Origin of the sequence: Pseudomonas sp. B21-015, assembly GCF_024749285.1 — a bacterium.
In the GTDB taxonomy this organism is placed as follows: Bacteria; Pseudomonadota; Gammaproteobacteria; order Pseudomonadales; family Pseudomonadaceae; genus Aquipseudomonas.
Window position 1 is genome coordinate 845362 of record NZ_CP087196.1, and the last position, 15837, is coordinate 861198.

General features: G+C 60.7%; 15 protein-coding genes. 7 read left to right on the forward strand and 8 right to left on the reverse strand.

Going from position 1 to position 15837, the window contains the following annotated elements; translation table 11 throughout:
• Window positions 1-64: 64 nt before the first annotated feature.
• The 5 genes from LOY38_RS03890 to LOY38_RS03910 form a co-directional block, all read right to left on the reverse strand.
• Window positions 65-526, reverse strand: a complete 462-nt coding sequence (locus tag LOY38_RS03890) for an N-acetyltransferase (protein ID WP_258698902.1) — start codon at window positions 524-526, stop codon at window positions 65-67.
• 113 nt (window positions 527-639) lie between these two features.
• Window positions 640-1464: an ethanolamine ammonia-lyase subunit EutC gene (gene eutC, locus LOY38_RS03895; protein ID WP_258698903.1), complete on the reverse strand. Its 825-nt coding sequence runs from the start codon at window positions 1462-1464 to the stop codon at window positions 640-642.
• An 8-nt stretch (window positions 1465-1472) separates the two neighbouring features.
• Complete coding sequence (locus tag LOY38_RS03900) at window positions 1473-2867, reverse strand: ethanolamine ammonia-lyase subunit EutB (protein ID WP_258698904.1); 1395 nt, start codon at window positions 2865-2867, stop codon at window positions 1473-1475.
• Between the two features lie 204 nt (window positions 2868-3071).
• A complete protein-coding gene (gene eat / locus LOY38_RS03905; protein WP_258698905.1) occupies window positions 3072-4442 on the reverse strand; it encodes an ethanolamine permease in 1371 nt (456 codons plus the stop codon).
• 265 nt (window positions 4443-4707) lie between these two features.
• Window positions 4708-6228: an aldehyde dehydrogenase family protein gene (locus LOY38_RS03910; protein WP_258698906.1), complete on the reverse strand. Its 1521-nt coding sequence runs from the start codon at window positions 6226-6228 to the stop codon at window positions 4708-4710.
• 367 nt (window positions 6229-6595) lie between these two features.
• Here LOY38_RS03910 and LOY38_RS03915 point away from each other — a divergent pair, with 367 nt between their 5' ends.
• The 4 genes from LOY38_RS03915 to LOY38_RS03930 all read left to right on the forward strand — a co-directional run bounded on the left by LOY38_RS03915 (window position 6596) and on the right by LOY38_RS03930 (window position 10952).
• On the forward strand, window positions 6596-8509 hold the full coding sequence (locus tag LOY38_RS03915; RefSeq protein WP_258698907.1) for a sigma-54-dependent Fis family transcriptional regulator: 1914 nt from the start codon (window positions 6596-6598) through the stop codon (window positions 8507-8509).
• Between the two features lie 187 nt (window positions 8510-8696).
• Window positions 8697-10046, forward strand: coding sequence for a UDP-N-acetylmuramate:L-alanyl-gamma-D-glutamyl-meso-diaminopimelate ligase (gene mpl / locus LOY38_RS03920; RefSeq protein WP_258698908.1), 1350 nt, complete (start codon window positions 8697-8699; stop codon window positions 10044-10046).
• Window positions 10043-10675: a flavin prenyltransferase UbiX gene (ubiX, locus tag LOY38_RS03925; RefSeq protein ID WP_223485712.1), complete on the forward strand. Its 633-nt coding sequence runs from the start codon at window positions 10043-10045 to the stop codon at window positions 10673-10675. The genes mpl and ubiX overlap by 4 nt, the downstream gene beginning before the upstream one ends.
• Window positions 10668-10952 carry a YceK/YidQ family lipoprotein gene (locus tag LOY38_RS03930; protein ID WP_258698909.1) on the forward strand — a complete coding sequence of 95 codons (285 nt, stop codon included), beginning with the start codon at window positions 10668-10670 and terminating at the stop codon, window positions 10950-10952. Before ubiX ends, LOY38_RS03930 begins: the two co-directional genes overlap by 8 nt.
• Before the next feature lie 56 nt (window positions 10953-11008).
• Here the strand turns inward: LOY38_RS03930 and LOY38_RS03935 are convergent, their stop codons facing one another.
• The 3 genes from LOY38_RS03935 to LOY38_RS03945 form a co-directional block, all read right to left on the reverse strand.
• A complete protein-coding gene (locus tag LOY38_RS03935) occupies window positions 11009-11650 on the reverse strand; it encodes an oxidoreductase (protein ID WP_258698910.1) in 642 nt (213 codons plus the stop codon).
• Between the two features lie 27 nt (window positions 11651-11677).
• The gene (locus LOY38_RS03940; protein WP_258698911.1) at window positions 11678-13393 is read right to left on the reverse strand and encodes a C13 family peptidase; all 1716 of its coding nucleotides are present in this window, start codon (window positions 13391-13393) and stop codon (window positions 11678-11680) included.
• Between the two features lie 115 nt (window positions 13394-13508).
• On the reverse strand, window positions 13509-13964 hold the full coding sequence (locus LOY38_RS03945) for a MaoC family dehydratase (protein WP_258698912.1): 456 nt from the start codon (window positions 13962-13964) through the stop codon (window positions 13509-13511).
• A 179-nt stretch (window positions 13965-14143) separates the two neighbouring features.
• Here LOY38_RS03945 and LOY38_RS03950 point away from each other — a divergent pair, with 179 nt between their 5' ends.
• Genes LOY38_RS03950 through LOY38_RS03960 form a run of 3 tightly spaced genes read left to right on the forward strand, consistent with a single transcriptional unit; the run spans window position 14144 to window position 15820 of the window.
• Window positions 14144-14506: a CidA/LrgA family protein gene (locus tag LOY38_RS03950; RefSeq protein WP_258698913.1), complete on the forward strand. Its 363-nt coding sequence runs from the start codon at window positions 14144-14146 to the stop codon at window positions 14504-14506.
• The gene (locus LOY38_RS03955) at window positions 14503-15219 is read left to right on the forward strand and encodes an LrgB family protein (protein ID WP_258698914.1); all 717 of its coding nucleotides are present in this window, start codon (window positions 14503-14505) and stop codon (window positions 15217-15219) included. The genes LOY38_RS03950 and LOY38_RS03955 overlap by 4 nt, the downstream gene beginning before the upstream one ends.
• 10 nt (window positions 15220-15229) lie before the next feature.
• Complete coding sequence (locus tag LOY38_RS03960; RefSeq protein WP_258698915.1) at window positions 15230-15820, forward strand: LON peptidase substrate-binding domain-containing protein; 591 nt, start codon at window positions 15230-15232, stop codon at window positions 15818-15820.
• Window positions 15821-15837: the final 17 nt, after the last annotated feature.

Sequence of the window (15837 nt, forward strand, 5' to 3'; positions counted from 1 at the left end):
CTACAGGGTCGAGGTCGCCCCGGTCAATGTAGGAGCTGCCGAAGGCTGCGATCTTTTTGGGATCTTAAATCCCGTCACTGATCGGCAACACGTAGTTCTTGAACTCGGTGTCTTCCTTGAACCCGATGGATTCGTAGGTTTTCTGCGCCACTCCGTTATTGCTACTGGTGGAAACGCGCATGCGCACGGCATTGGTTTCCTTGGCCATTTTTTTCGCGGTGCGGATCAGGTTGTCGGCCACCAACTGGCGGCGGGCGTCTTCGGCGACGTAGATGTCGTTGAGGATCCACACGCGTTTAAGCGAAAGAGACGAAAAGCTCGGGTACAACTGACAGAAACCCATCAGTTTGTTGTTGTCGTCATCGGCCAGGGCCAGGTAGATCACCGACTCCTTGCGCCGCAGGCGTTTCTCGAGGAATGCCCGGGACGAGTCCGGATACGGCAGGGAGCCATAAAACTCGCGATATTTGACGAACAACGGGGTCAGCAGGTCCAGGTGTTCGAGGGTCGCTTGAATAATCCGCATGGTAGGTCTCGTCTTCAAGTGGCTGTCTTACATGGTGACGGCGATGGGAAACCCTTGGCGGCCGTGCATCGATCCTGCCTGAAACCTGAATAGAAACGCAATGCGGAAACGGTTCAGGCTTCCGACGGGCTGAGTAGGAAATTACCCTTCATGTCCGCCCCGGTGTCCGACTCCAGCGTCTGAACCTGGGCTTCGTCCTTCAGACTGACCCCCGATAACTGCCGCCGACAGGCTTCGCGCATCAGATACAGCAAACGGTGTGCCGCCATGCCGTAACTCAAGCCTTCAAGCCGGACATTGGAGATGCAGTTGCGATAGGCGTCCGTCAGTCCGACCTTGGGATTATAGGTGAAATACAACCCCAGGCTGTCTGGCGAACTTAATCCTGGGCGTTCGCCGATCAGTATGACCACCATTTTCGCACCCAACAGCTCGCCAATCTCGTCGGCCACCGCAACCCGGCCCTGTTCCACCAGAATCACCGGTGACAGGGACCAGCCCTCAGCGGCTGTCTGTTCTTCCATGCGTGCCAGAAACGGCAAAGTGTGGCGATGAACGGCCAGCGCCGAGAGACCATCGGCCACCACGACAGCCAGATCTACGCCGCCAGGATGGGCTCGCGCGTAATCGCGCAGGGTCTGCGCCGACTCATCACTCAACTTGCGCCCCAAATCGGGGCGCTGCAAATAACTGTTCCGGTCCGTGGCGGCGCTGTGCAGCAGCAAGCTCTCACGTCCACGTTCGGCCAGTTGCGAACTGAGCCCCGGGTGGTCGAACGGCAGATGCACCGCATCCCGGGCCTGTGCATGGGCGTACTGGAAGTCCAGCTGCGCGCTGGTCGGCATGCTGGTGCCTGTACGACCGAGGGCAATACGTGCCGGCGTCAGGCGACGCAGTTCCAGCAATGGGTTTTGCGGATCGACGGGTGGTTTATCCATATCAACACTCATCCCAGTTGCGCCAATGCCTGGCGGAAGGCCGCTGGCAGGCTGTTGCCGAAGTGAATTTTGCCGTCTGCCTGGGTGAAGATGCCCATGTTCGCCAGCCACTGTTCAAACTCCGGCGCCGGTTTCAGGCCCAGGGTTTGCCGGGCGTAGAGGGCGTCGTGGAACGAGGTGGTCTGGTAGTTGAGCATGATGTCGTCGGAGCCGGGGATGCCCATGATGAAGTTGATCCCGGCCACACCCAGCAAGGTCAGCAGGGTGTCCATGTCGTCCTGATCGGCTTCGGCGTGATTGGTGTAACAGATGTCGCAACCCATGGGCACGCCCAGAAGCTTGCCGCAGAAGTGATCTTCGAGACCGGCGCGGATGATCTGTTTGCCGTTATAGAGGTATTCCGGGCCGATGAAGCCTACGACGGTGTTTACCAGAAACGGCTTGAAATGACGCGCCACGGCGTAGGCGCGGGTTTCGCAAGTCTGTTGATCGACGCCGTGGTGGGCGTTGGCCGACAAGGCGCTGCCCTGACCGGTCTCGAAATACATCAGGTTCTGGCCCAGCGTGCCGCGGTTCAGACTCAAGCCCGCGTCATAGCCTTCCTGCAAGACGTTGAGGTTGATACCGAAACTGGCATTCGCCGCTTCGGTGCCGGCAATCGACTGGAACACCAGGTCCAGCGGAACACCTCGATTTATCGCCTCGATGGACGTAGTGACGTGGGTCAGCACGCAGGCCTGCGTAGGAATTTCGTAGCGCTGGATGATCGCATCGAGCATTTCCAGCATGGCGCAGATCGACGCGATGCTGTCGGTGGCCGGGTTGATGCCGATCATCGCGTCACCGTTACCGTACAGCAGGCCGTCGAGAATGCTCGCGGCGATACCGGCCGGTTCGTCGGTGGGGTGGTTGGGTTGCAGGCGTGTCGAGAGCCGGCCGCGCAGGCCCAGCGTGCCGCGGAATTTCGTGACCACGCGGATTTTCTGCGCCACCAGCACCAGGTCCTGCACGCGCATGATCTTTGACACGGCGGCGGCCATTTCCGGGATCAGGCCCGGAGCGAGGGCGCGCAGGCTCTGTTCGTCGGCGGCGTCGCTGAGCAGCCAGTCTCGGAAACCACCGACGGTGAGGTGGCTGACAACCGCGAAAGCCTGTTTGTCGTGAGTGTCGATGATCAGCCGGGTAACTTCATCGGCCTCATAAGGAATCAGCACTTCCTGCAGGAAATGAGTCAGCGGGATATCAGCCAGGGCCATCTGCGCGGCCACTCGCTCGCCATCATTGAGGGCGGCAACACCGGCCAGAAAGTCCCCGGAGCGCGCCGGGCTGGCTTTGGCCATGACGTCCTTGAGGCTGTCGAAGCGATAGGTCTGGGCGCCGACGGTATGGGCAAATACGGCCATGGGACGGTGTCCTCCTGATTCAATAAATAACCCGAATGCACCGCCGAACCCTGTGGGAGCGAGCCTGCTCGCGATTGCAGTGTGTCATTCGACACATGTTTTGGATGTCAGACCGCAAATCGCGAGCAGGCTCGCTCCCACATAGGGAACTGCACTGCACTTCAATATGGCAGGCGCCGGGAATCAGCCCGGCGCCGGTGCAACTCAGACGCCTTCGAGCATCGCATCCGCCGGCGCGTCGGAACGCTGCTTGGCGGTCAGTTGGAAATACAGGTAACCGGCCACCATGAACCCAAGGAACACACACCCGATCAAGGTGTTGAACCACGCCATCGCCACCAGGCACACCACCGCCAGAAACAGCGCGATCCCCGGTACGATCGGGTAGCCCGGCGCGCGGAAGGTGCGTTCCAGGTTCGGCTCGGTTTTACGCAATTTGAACAGGCTCAGCATACTGATGATGTACATCACGATGGCACCGAATACCGACATGGTGATCATCGCAGCCGTCAGCGTCATGCCTTGCAGGTTGACCAGGCCGTCGCTGTAGATCGCCGCGATGCCGATCACGCCACCCGCCAGAATCGCCCGGTGCGGCGTCTGGAAGCGCGAGAGTTTGGCCAGCCCTTTGGGCAGATAACCGGCGCGAGCCAGGGCGAAGAACTGTCGCGAGTAGCCAAGAATGATCCCGTGGAAGCTCGCCACCAGGCCGAACAGGCCGATCCAGACCAGCATGTGCATCCAGGTCGAATTATTGCCGACCACGGCTTTCATCGCCTGAGGCAGCGGATCGTTGATGTTCGACAGTTGACGCCAGTCGCCGACGCCGCCAGCCATCACCATGACGCCGATGGCCAGGAACACCAGGGTCAGAATGCCACTGACGTAAGCCCTGGGAATCGTGCGTTTCGGGTCCTTGGCTTCCTCGGCGGCCATGGCGGCGCCTTCAATGGCGAGGAAGAACCAGATCGCGAAAGGTATCGCCGCAAAGATGCCGGGGATTGAGGCCATGGTGAATTCGTTGGAACCCGACCAGCCGTTGAGCACGAAATTGCTGAAGCTGAAGCCCGGTGCGACCACGCCCATGAACACCAGCAATTCGGCGACGGCGAGCACGGTGACCACCAATTCGAAGGTGGCCGCGATGCTGACGCCGAGGATATTCAGGCCCATGAACACGAAATAGGCGCCAACAGCGGCGATCTTCGGGTCCAGTTCCGGGTATTGCACGTTGAGGTAGGCGCCGATGGCCATGGCAATTGCCGGTGGCGCAAAGACGAATTCGATCAGGGTGGCAATGCCGGCGATCAGCCCGCCTTTTTCACCGAAGGCCCGGCGGCTGTAGGCAAACGGCCCGCCAGCGTGGGGAATGGCGGTGGTCAATTCGGTGAAACTGAAGATGAAGCAGGTGTACATCGTCGCCACCATCAGGGCGGTGACGAGGAAACCCAGGGTGCCTGCGGTGCCCCAGCCGTAACTCCAGCCGAAATATTCGCCGGAAATCACCAGGCCGACGGCAATGCCCCATAGATGCAGGGTGCCGAGTGTGGGTTTGAGCTGTGTAGTAGAAGTCATAAGTCCTCTCTGTCTTTTTTATTGTTTGATCTGTTGGACTTTCGGGTATGGCGTTTATGTGTGGAGCAGGCACGCAAAGCCCGTGCCAGAGCAGCAGGGCGATTATTTATGGTGCGTTTGAGGGCGCCATCGCGGGCAAGCCCGCTCCCACAGGGTTATGGGGTAAATTCACCTATTGGGGTTGACCCAAATCACTGTGGGAGCGGGCTTGCCCGCGATGGCCATCCGAAGGGCGATACAGAACTACCTGCATCGCCCCCGGTTCTTAGAAGAAGCCCAACGGATTGATGTCGTAGCTCACCAGCAGGTTTTTGGTCTGCTGATAGTGGTCGAGCATCATTTTGTGGGTTTCACGCCCGACGCCGGACTTCTTGTAACCGCCAAACGCGGCGTGCGCCGGGTACAGGTGGTAGCAGTTGGTCCACACGCGACCAGCCTTGATGGCGCGGCCCATGCGGTAGGCGCGGTTGATGTCGCGGGTCCAGAGGCCGGCACCCAGGCCGAACTCGGTGTCGTTGGCGATGGCCAGGGCTTCGGCTTCGTCCTTGAAGGTGGTGATGCTCACCACCGGGCCAAAGATTTCTTCCTGGAACACGCGCATTTTGTTGGTGCCTTTGAGCAGGGTCGGCTGGATGTAATACCCGGTCGCCAGGCTGCCCTCGAGTTTTTCTACCTTGCCGCCGGTCAGCAGCTCGGCGCCTTCGCCCTTGGCGATTTCCAGGTACGAAAGGATTTTGTCGAATTGCTGCTCGGACGCCTGGGCGCCGACCATGGTGTCGGTGTCCAGCGGGTCGCCACGCTTGATCTGCAGGACTTTGTTCATGACCACTTTCATGAACTCGTCGTAGATCGACTCCTGTACCAGAGCGCGGGACGGGCAGGTGCAGACTTCGCCCTGGTTGAAGAACGCCAGTACCAGGCCTTCGGCGGCTTTCTCGATGAACGTCGGCTCGGCTTGCATGATGTCTTCGAAGAAGATGTTCGGCGACTTGCCACCCAGCTCCACAGTGGACGGAATGATGTTTTCGGCGGCGCATTTCATGATGTGCGAGCCGACCGGGGTCGAGCCGGTGAAGGCGATCTTGGCGATGCGCTTGCTGGTGGCCAGGGCTTCCCCGGCTTCTTTGCCGAACCCTTGCACCACGTTGAGCACGCCGGGTGGCAGCAGGTCGCCGATCAGTTCCATGAGCACGGTAATGCCCAGCGGGGTTTGCTCGGCCGGTTTAAGGACCACGCAGTTGCCGGCGGCCAGGGCCGGGGCGAGTTTCCAGGCGGCCATCAGAATCGGGAAGTTCCACGGGATGATCTGCCCGACCACGCCCAGCGGTTCATGGATGTGATAGGCCACGGTGTTGCCATCGATCTCGGCGGCGCTGCCTTCCTGGGCGCGGATGCAACCGGCGAAGTAACGGAAGTGGTCGGCGGCCAATGGAATGTCGGCATTGAGGGTTTCGCGCACGGCCTTGCCGTTGTCCCAGGATTCGGTGATTGCCAGCAGTTCCAGGTTCTGTTCGATGCGATCGGCGATTTTCAGCAGCACCAGCGAGCGTGCCTGGGCGGACGTGGCGCCCCAGGCGTCGGCGGCGGCATGGGCAGCGTCCAGGGCCTTTTCGATGTCTTCGGCCGTGGAGCGCGGGAATTCGGCAATAGGTTGGCCGTTGACCGGCGATGTATTGGTGAAGTACTGACCTTTGACAGGCGCGACGAACTCGCCGCCGATGTAGTTACCGTATTTGCTCTTGAACGAAACGATAGCGCCTTCAGTACCGGGGTGAGCGTAACGCATGATGGGTATCTCCTTGGCTTTTGTGCTTATAAGGGAGGACGCGCCAGAGCGCTGCATAAGCGTAGAGCAAAGGTCGGGCCAGCGCCTTGCAGGTCAGGTAAATCAAGGTCTTGCGTGCTTTTTGTCGGACAGATGGGCGGCGTTTGTGACGCTTGCGGTACAGCCCCTGTGACACTTTGTACCGTTTATGGCGCAGGCTGTGACTAGCGGGTCTTGCCAGCATTGCATTGGAGGCTAGGCTGGAGGATGCTCGGAGCTCGCATGACTAAGTCACAGGGATTTGATGGCTGCTGCATAACCCCCGTAGGAGCTGCCGAAGGCAGCTCCTACGGGGGCGGTGTAAACCGCTCGGGGAGAATAATAAGAAATGCACGACAACCATTTAAGTCGCCATGCCCAGCAAGTGTTGACCGTGACCCAGGGTAAATCCCACCTGCACGGTCCCGGCAGCGATCCGTCCATTGCCCGTTCCTGGCTGCGTTGTCTTGAGGACTATCACCTCGACCCGGCCCTGACCATGGCGCCGACGGTGCTGGAACATGGCCGCGTGCTGGAAAGCCGTGAACGTTTGCAGCAAGTGTTGCAGATCGCCGGCAACGAAATGACCAGCCTCCACCAGCAGCTTTCCGGCGCCGGCCACGCGGTGCTGCTGACCGATGCCCGCGGGGTGATCCTCAATTGCGTCACCGCGCCCGCCGAACGGAAGATTTTCGAGCGCGCCGGCCTGTGGTTGGGGGCGGACTGGAGCGAAGCCTGCGAAGGCACCAACGGCATCGGCACCTGCCTGGTGGAGCGTCAGTCCCTGACCATCCATCAGGACGAACATTTTCGCGGCCGTCACACCGGCCTGACCTGCTCGGCGAGCCCGGTGTTCGACCCCCACGGCGAGCTGCTGGCGGTGCTTGACGTGTCTTCGGCGCGTCATGAGGTTTCGCGTCAGAGCCAATTCCACACCATGGCCCTGGTCAATCTGTCGGCGAAGATGATCGAGAGCTGCTATTTCCTGCGTTACTTCGACAATCAATGGTTGCTGCGTTTTCACTTGCAGGCCGAATCCGTCGGGCTGTTCAGCGAAGGGCTGCTGGCGTTCGACGGGGAAGGGCGGATCTGTGCGGTCAACCAGAGTGCGCTGAATTTGCTGGGGCATATTCGCGGCGGGCTGTTGGGCAAGCCGGTGGAAGCGTTTTTCGATTGCTCGCTGGATGAGTTGCTTGGCCGGGCGAGCGCCAATGCCAGCGCCAGTTGGCCGCTGCGCACCCGTGACGGGCGGCGGCTGTTTGCCGTGTTGCGCGGGCAGCCGCGCAGCATTCCTGTGCCTGTGGTGCAAAGCCCGATGGTTGTCGAGCGTCCGCGCTTGTCGGGTATTTGCCTGGGCGATGCCGCGCTGCAGGAAGACTTCCGCAAGGCCCTGCGGGTGTTCGAACGGGACGTGCCGTTGCTGATCAACGGTGAAACCGGTTCTGGCAAGGAGGCCTTCGCCAAAGCCGTGCATCAGGCCAGTCAACGGGCAGAAAAGACGTTCGTTGCCCTCAATTGCGCGGCGATTCCCGAAAGCCTGATTGAAAGTGAGCTGTTCGGCTATCGCGGCGGCAGTTTCACCGGTGCCCGCAAGGAAGGCATGCGCGGCAAGTTGCAGCAGGCTGATGGCGGGACCTTGTTCCTCGATGAAATCGGTGACATGCCGCTGACCATGCAGACCCGGCTATTAAGGGTGCTGGAAGACCGTCAGGTGGTGCCGATCGGCGGCGAGCCGGAGTCGGTCAATGTGCGGATCATCAGCGCCACTCACCGCAACCTGCTTGAAAGGGTGCAGGACGGCAGTTTTCGCGAGGATTTATATTACCGGCTCAATGGGTTGGAGGTTGCCTTGCCGGCGTTGCGCGAGCGCACGGACAAATCACAGTTGCTCGACTTTTTGCTGGCCGAAGAGGCGGGCGGGGAGAGCGTGTTGATTGATGCCCCGGCGCGGCAGGCCTTGCTGGATTTTGCCTGGCCGGGGAACGTGCGGCAGTTGCGCAATGTGCTGCGGACCTTGGCAGCGCTGTGTGACGGCGGTCGGATCGGGCTGGAAGATTTGCCGGCGATGATTCGTCAGGCCCGACCGGTGACGGCGTCGGCGGTTGAAGAACCGTCCGAGTATCCGCTGGACGATGCCGAGCGGTTGGCATTGCTCAGCGCGCTGGAGCAGCAGCGCTGGCACATAACCCACACCGCCGAGCAGTTGGGCGTCAGTCGCAATACGCTTTACAGAAAGCTGCGCAAACACGGTATCGCCCGCTAGGTTGTGACTGATCGTTCCCACGCTCTGCGTGGGAATGCCTCCCCGGACGCTCTGCGTCCGCTTTTGGGACGCAGAGCGTCCCTTGCTGCATTCCCACGCAGAGCGTGGGAACGAGCGTGGTTACAGCTAAAGAGTGCGATTTTCCCCTCCCTAAGCTAACCTGCGGCCATGTTTTACGAGGTCGACTATGCACATTCATATTCTTGGTATTTGCGGCACTTTCATGGGTTCGATGGCGGTTCTGGCCAAAGAGCTGGGCCATCACGTGACCGGCTCCGATGCCAACGTCTATCCGCCGATGAGCACTCAGCTGCAAGCTCAGGGCATTGAGTTGACTCAAGGTTACGACCCGGCGCAGCTCGATCCGGCCCCGGATCTGGTGGTGATCGGCAATGCCATGTCCCGCGGCAACCCGGCCGTCGAGTACGTGCTGAACAAAGGCCTGCCGTACGTCTCCGGCCCGCAATGGCTGGCGGATCACGTATTGCAAGGCCGCTGGGTGCTGGCGGTTGCCGGCACTCACGGTAAAACCACCACCAGCAGCATGCTCGCCTGGGTGCTGGAACATGCGGGCATGAGCCCGGGTTTCCTGATCGGCGGCGTGCCGCAGAATTTCTCGGTGTCGGCGCGTCTGGGCGGCACGCCGTTTTTTGTGATCGAAGCCGACGAATACGACAGTGCATTCTTCGACAAGCGCTCCAAGTTCGTTCACTACCGTCCGCGTACGGCGATTCTGAACAATCTTGAGTTCGATCACGCGGACATCTTCCCTGATCTGCCAGCCATCGAGCGGCAGTTCCACCATTTGGTACGGACCATTCCGAGCGAGGGTCTGGTGATCCATCCGACCACTGAACCGGCCTTGCAGCGCGTCATCGACATGGGCTGCTGGACCCCGGTGCAAACCACCGGTGCCGGCGGGCAGTGGCAGGTCAAACTGCTCAGCGAAGACGGTTCGAAATTCGAAGTGATGTTCGAAGGCGTCGCTCAAGGCGTGGTCGAGTGGGACATGACCGGTCAGCACAACGTCGCCAACGCCTTGGCTACCTTGGCCGCTGCGCGTCACGTCGGCGTAGTGCCGTCGATGGGCGTTGCGGCGCTGAGCGCGTTCAAAAGCGTGAAGCGCCGGATGGAGAAAGTCGCTGAAGTGCGTGGCATCACCATTTACGACGACTTCGCTCACCACCCGACCGCCATCGCCACCACCCTCGACGGTCTGCGCAAACGCATTGGCGACGCGCCATTGATCGCGATCATCGAGCCGCGTTCCAACTCCATGAAACTCGGCGCTCACCGCGATGGTTTGCCGGAGAGCGTGGTCGATGCCGATCAGGTGATCTGGTATTCACCGGCCAACCTCGGCTGGGATCTGGGCGCCACGGCGGCGTTATGCACCGTGCCGTCGATCGTCAGCGATTCGCTGGAAGGCATCATCGAGCGGGTGAAGAGCCAGGCCCAGCCGGGCACTCACGTGGTGATCATGAGCAACGGCGGCTTCGGCGGCCTGCACGGCAAACTGGCCGAGGCGCTGCAATGAACAACGGCCCGGAACGCATCACGCTGGCGATGACCGGCGCTTCGGGCGCCCAGTACGGCTTGCGCCTGCTCGACTGCCTGGTGCGTGAAGACCGCGAAGTGCACTTCCTGATTTCCAAGGCCGCGCAACTGGTGATGGCCACTGAAACCGATGTCTCGCTGCCGTCCAAACCGCAGATGATGCAAGCCTTCCTCACTGAATACACCGGCGCCGCCGCCGGGCAGATTCGGGTGTACGGCAAGGAAGACTGGATGTCGCCGGTGGCTTCGGGTTCTGGCTCGCCAGCAGCGATGGTGGTGGTGCCGTGTTCCACCGGGACCTTGTCGGCTATCGCGACCGGGGCCTGCAACAACTTGATCGAGCGGGCGGCCGACGTGACCTTGAAGGAGCGTCGCCAGCTGATTCTGGTGCCGCGCGAGGCACCGTATTCGAGCATTCATCTGGAGCACATGCTCAAGCTGTCGAACATGGGCGTGACGATTCTGCCGGCGTCGCCGGGCTTCTATCACCAGCCCCAGACCATCGATGACTTGATCGACTTCGTCGTGGCGCGAATTCTCAACTGTTTGAACATCCCGCAAGACATGCTGCCGCGTTGGGGCGAACACCATTTGAGCAGCGATGAATAAGCTGCTGATCATCCTGTTGGCGTTGCAACTGGCGGGCTGCGCCACGGCACGCACCCTCGATGCCGCCAAGCCTGGGGCGCCGGTTGTGTATTCGGGGACGCGACTGGATCTGTATGCGATGAACGGCGGTTGCTGCGCCATGGACAGATTTGGCGCAGAAGCGCCGAGTTATCCAGGTGTTGATCTGCCGGCCAGTGCCTTGCTCGACACGTTGCTGTTGCCGCTGTCGTTGTTGACGGTGTTGGGAGTGAATTTTCAGGCGTCGGGTGGATTGTAAGAACGAGCGCGGCTCTTGTGGCGAGGGAGCAAGCTCCCTCGCCACAAGTCGGCGCGTTATTTACCGAGCTTGCGCAACTCATCCGACTCGACAATCCGCACACCATCTTGCTCCTCCAGCGCCAGGCGCCACATGGCGCGGGCCAGTTGGCAGGCTTCGATGCCGTGGTATTTGCCCGGAATCAATTTCGACAACGGGCCGGCAACCCGCTCGCCTAATCGCGGCTCGACGCGATCGCCCAACAACAGCGAAGGCCGGCAAATGGTCAGCTGCGGCCAATTCTGTGCGCGCAATGCGTGTTCCATCTCGCCTTTAACCCGGTTGTAGAAAATCGAGGATCTGCGATCGGCCCCCAAGGCACTGATCACGATCAGGTGCCTTGCGCCCATCTCCCGCGCACGTTTGGCGAACGCCACGACCATGTCCAGGTCCACCGCGCGAAACGCTTGTTCGGAGCCGGCCTGTTTGATGGTGGTGCCGAGGCAGCAATAGGCAATGTCGACGCGACCGTTCAATTGCGGCAAAAACGCAGCCGGGTCGCCGACCGGGTTTTCCAAGTGAGGATGCTCGGCCAGTGGCCGGCGTGAGGGAGCCAATACCCGCGTAATCGTTGGCTCATTGAGCAGACGGTCAAGCAAATGCTCACCGGTCAACCCGGTAGCTCCGGCAAGCAATACATGCTGAGGCGTCAAGTACATAGTCATTCCCCCTTGATACTATTCAGCTTAGTTGCTCTTTTCATCCTTGCTGATAGAGACACTTTGCAGTGCCTTTCGTGCCTGCTGCTTGCGTAACAATTGCCAGTGGGCGAGAACGGCTTTCGGCGCCCATATCTGCGGCTCGGAGGCTTCGAAGTTGTCGGCCAGCTCACGTTCGGCCACGGTGGCACTGGCCCGTTTGAAGGCTTGCTCCAGATCGTCGGTCTGGTTCAGCGCCTGGGCAAACAGCGCGTCGCCGAAATAAGTGAAATTGGCTTCTTCCGAACACCCGAAGGACACCCGGTCAGCGCGCGAGGCGGTCATGATCAGGGTGCGTTCATCCTTGAGCGCGGGAATGAAGCCGCCGGAATAGCAAGATGAAATCACGATAATCTTGTCGCGTTTTTTCAGGGGGGCGAGGACGGCGGCGAGCTCGTCGGCCGGCAGGTCGGCCAGTTCCATGCGTGGCTGGTCGAGCACCAGTTCGTGTTCACTGGAGCCATGGCTGGTGAGGTAAATGAACAGCAAGTCTTCCGGGCCGCTGCGCTCGGCCAGGGTCTGGGCGGCGCGGCGCAGGTTTTCCCGGGTGGCCATCGGCCGGTCGCCAAGGTGGTCGCGATGGTTGACCAGGCGGATCTGGCCGAAGGCGCCGAAACGGCTGGTGAGCATGTTGGCGACGTAGTCCGATTCGCGCAGGAACACGCTCTGCTTGCCGTCACCGCCCAGGGTCAAGGTGTACAGCTCGACCGCCGGGGTCGAGGCCGGTACGCTGGCCAGTGCATCGTCGAGCAAACGGCCCTGAGCCAGCAAGCCGAGTTCGAGGGTGTCCGGCAGCAGCTTGCCGTCGGCGTCGCGCACACGCTGACTATTGATCCAGGTGCCGCTCAGCACCGTGCCATCGGTGAGCACCAACGTGCCTTTGCCCTGATAATTGTCGCCGTCGAACTGGCCGACATAGAAACTGCCATCGGCCAGGTTCAAGCGGCCCTGGCCAGTGAAGCGCCAGTCGCTGAACTGACCGATGTAGTGACTGCCGTCGGCGCCGATCAACTCGCCCTTGCCGCTCAGCACCCCTTCCTTGAACTGACCGAGCCAGACATCGCCATCGGCGTTCTCGTAGCGGCCCTTGCCGTGCAGTTGATTGTTCTTGAAGCCGCCGACATAGATATCGCCATCGGCGCTGTTGAAGGTGCCGTTGCCTTCCAGCTGGCCATCGACGAAATGCCCGGTGAACTGATTGCCGCTGGCATCGCCGCGCTGGCCTTCGCCGTTGGGTTTGCCATGGGCGAACTGACCCTGGTACTGGCTGCCGTCTTCGAGTTCCAGACGACCGAGCCCTGAATATTGATCGGCCTTGAATTCGCCACGGTAGGTCATGGCGTTTTCTTTGAGGGTGCCTTCACCGTCCCGTCGACCGGCCTTGAAGCCGCCGGTGTAGCTGCTGCCGGTGGTGGTCAGCGTGCCCTTGCCGTCGAACAGCCCCTGCTGGAATTGCCCGCGATAGACCTCGCCGTTGCTACCGTGCCATTCGCCCTGACCATGCCATTGGCCTTTGTCGAACTGGCCGGCGTACCAGCTGCCGTTCGGGTAATCGATGCGACCCTCGCCTTGCAGCAAGCCGTTGACCAGGTCACCGCGATAGCGTCCGCCGTCCGGCAGGCGGGCGTCGGGGGGCAACAGCGATTCGCCATCGCCGCAAGCGGTGAGCAACAGGGTCAGAGCAAGGAGTGCAAGTGAGCGCATAGCGGGATCCGGGCAGTTAGGCGACGGAGTATGCCGCAGCTATGTGTCGCATTTATAGAGACACGGCAGAGACACAGCGCGAAACAGCATGAGCTGTTTCGCAATCAGGCATGTGTCAGACGAAACAGAGGGACAGTGGCTCGGCGATATACGCCGGTTTGTCCGACCCTTCGATTTCAAGCGTGGCGGTGGCCTTGAGCAGCCATTGGCCGGGTTTCTTCTCGGTGACGTCGTTCATGTCGACCTTGAGTCGAACCCTGGAATTGACCTTCACAGGCTGGATAAAACGCACGCTGTCCAGACCGTAGTTGACCACCATCTTCGCGCCTTGGGGCAGGATGAGGATGTCTTCCATCAACTTGGGGATCAGCGACAACGACAGGAAACCGTGGGCGATGGTGCTGCCAAAGGGTGTTTGCGCGGCTTTGACCGGGTCGACATGGATGAACTGATAGTCACCTGTGGCTTCTGCGAACAGGTTGATGCGTTCCTGGTCGATGGTGAGCCATTCGGAACGTCCGAGTTCCTTGCCGACATAATCTTTGAGCTCTGCAACTGGAACATAGGGCATTGAGACTCTCCTTGGGTCATCGGTTTTATAGTTTTCGAGTGGGGGGATTCGACCTCCCTGCGAACCACTTTAGATCAACATGGCAAATGGCTCCGGTCAACTGACCATGCTTTTGGCGAATGCCGATTCATAGCGTTGACGTGCTTATAATGCCTGGCGCCTTTTGCGGGAGATGATGGATGTTGTTACGTGGCCTGACTTGGCTGGTGCTGTTTCAATTGCTCGGCACTGCCCTCAACCATCTGATATTGCCAGTGCTGCCGGGGCCGATCATTGGCCTGCTGTTGTTGCTGGGGTATCTGATCAGCCGTGGCCAAGTCGGCGAGCCGCTGAACCTGGCGGCCAGCAGTCTGCTGCGTTACCTGCCGTTGCTGCTGGTGCCGCCGGCCGTGGGCGTGATGGTTTACGCCACCGACATTGCCGCGGATTTCTGGGCGATCACCGGTGCTCTGGTGTTGTCGCTGGTGCTGTCGATGGCCTTCGCCGGGGTGCTGATGCAGCGCATGGTCAAGCGTCATGCTCATGACGAGGGCGGCCAATGATGTTCGATTGGCACGGCGCCTGGGCGTCGGTGATCCATCATCCGCTGTTCGGTATCGGCATTACGCTGGGTGCGTATCAATTGGTACTGGCGGCGTTCGAGAAAACCCGCTGGGTTTTTCTGCAGCCGGTACTGGTTTCCATGTTGCTGGTCATCGGTGTACTGGTCAGTTGCGGCCTGAGCTATGCCGAGTACCGCAAGAGCACCGAGATCCTGAGCATCTTGCTCGGGCCGGCCACCGTTGCGCTGGCGGTGCCGCTGTACCTCAACCTGCGGCGGATCCGGCAGTTGTTCTGGCCGATATTTACTACGCTGGTGATAGGTGGCGTGGTCGCCACGGGCATGGGGGTATTGCTGGGCTGGTGGTTCGGCGCTGAACACATGATCCTGATGACCATGGCCCCCAAGTCGGTCACCTCGCCGATTGCCATGCTGGTGGCAGAGCAGATCGGTGGCGTCGCGGCGCTGGCGGCGGTGTTCGTGTTGATTACCGGGGTGATCGGGGCGATCTTCGGGCCGAGTCTTTTGACCCGTCTCGGTGTCCACAGCCCGGAGGCCCGCGGTATGGCCCTGGGCATGACCGCCCACGCGGTCGGCACTTCGGTGGCCTTGCAGGAAAGTGAAGAGTGCGGCGCCTTCGCAGCGCTGGCGATGAGTCTGATGGGCGTGGCCACGGCGGTGTTCCTGCCGTTGGCGGTGTCGATGGTGGTGTAAGGAAATGTCTATGAGTCTGCCGCTTTTTCCGCTGAACACGGTGCTGTTTCCGGACTGCATCCTCGACTTGCAGATCTTCGAGGCGCGCTACCTGGACATGATCGGTCGCTGCATGAAACAGGGCGGTGGCTTCGGCGTGGTGTGCATTCTCGAGGGCGAAGAAGTCGGCATCGCCCCTGAAGGCTACGCACGGGTGGGGTGCGAGGCGCTGATCACCGACTTTCACCAGCAGGACAACGGCCTGCTGGGTATTCGGGTGAAGGGCGGGCGGCGCTTTCACGTTGTGCGCGCCGAGGTGCAGCGCGACCAGTTGATCGTCGCCGAAGTCGAGTGGCTCAAGGATGAGCCTGAGCAACCGCTACTGGACGAAGACGCCGATCTGGTTGCGCTGCTCAAGGCCTTGGCGGAACACCCGATGGTCGAAGCGCTGAGCATGGGCGCCGAAGCGACGGGGCAACAGTCGCTGGCCAATCAGTTGGCGTACCTGTTGCCGTTTTCCGAGATGGACAAGATCAACCTGCTGCAACTCGATGATCCGCAGCAACGGCTGGATGCGATTCAGGCGTTGCTCGATGAGTTGCAGGGTGAGTTGTTCGCCTGACATCCGTCAAAAGATCG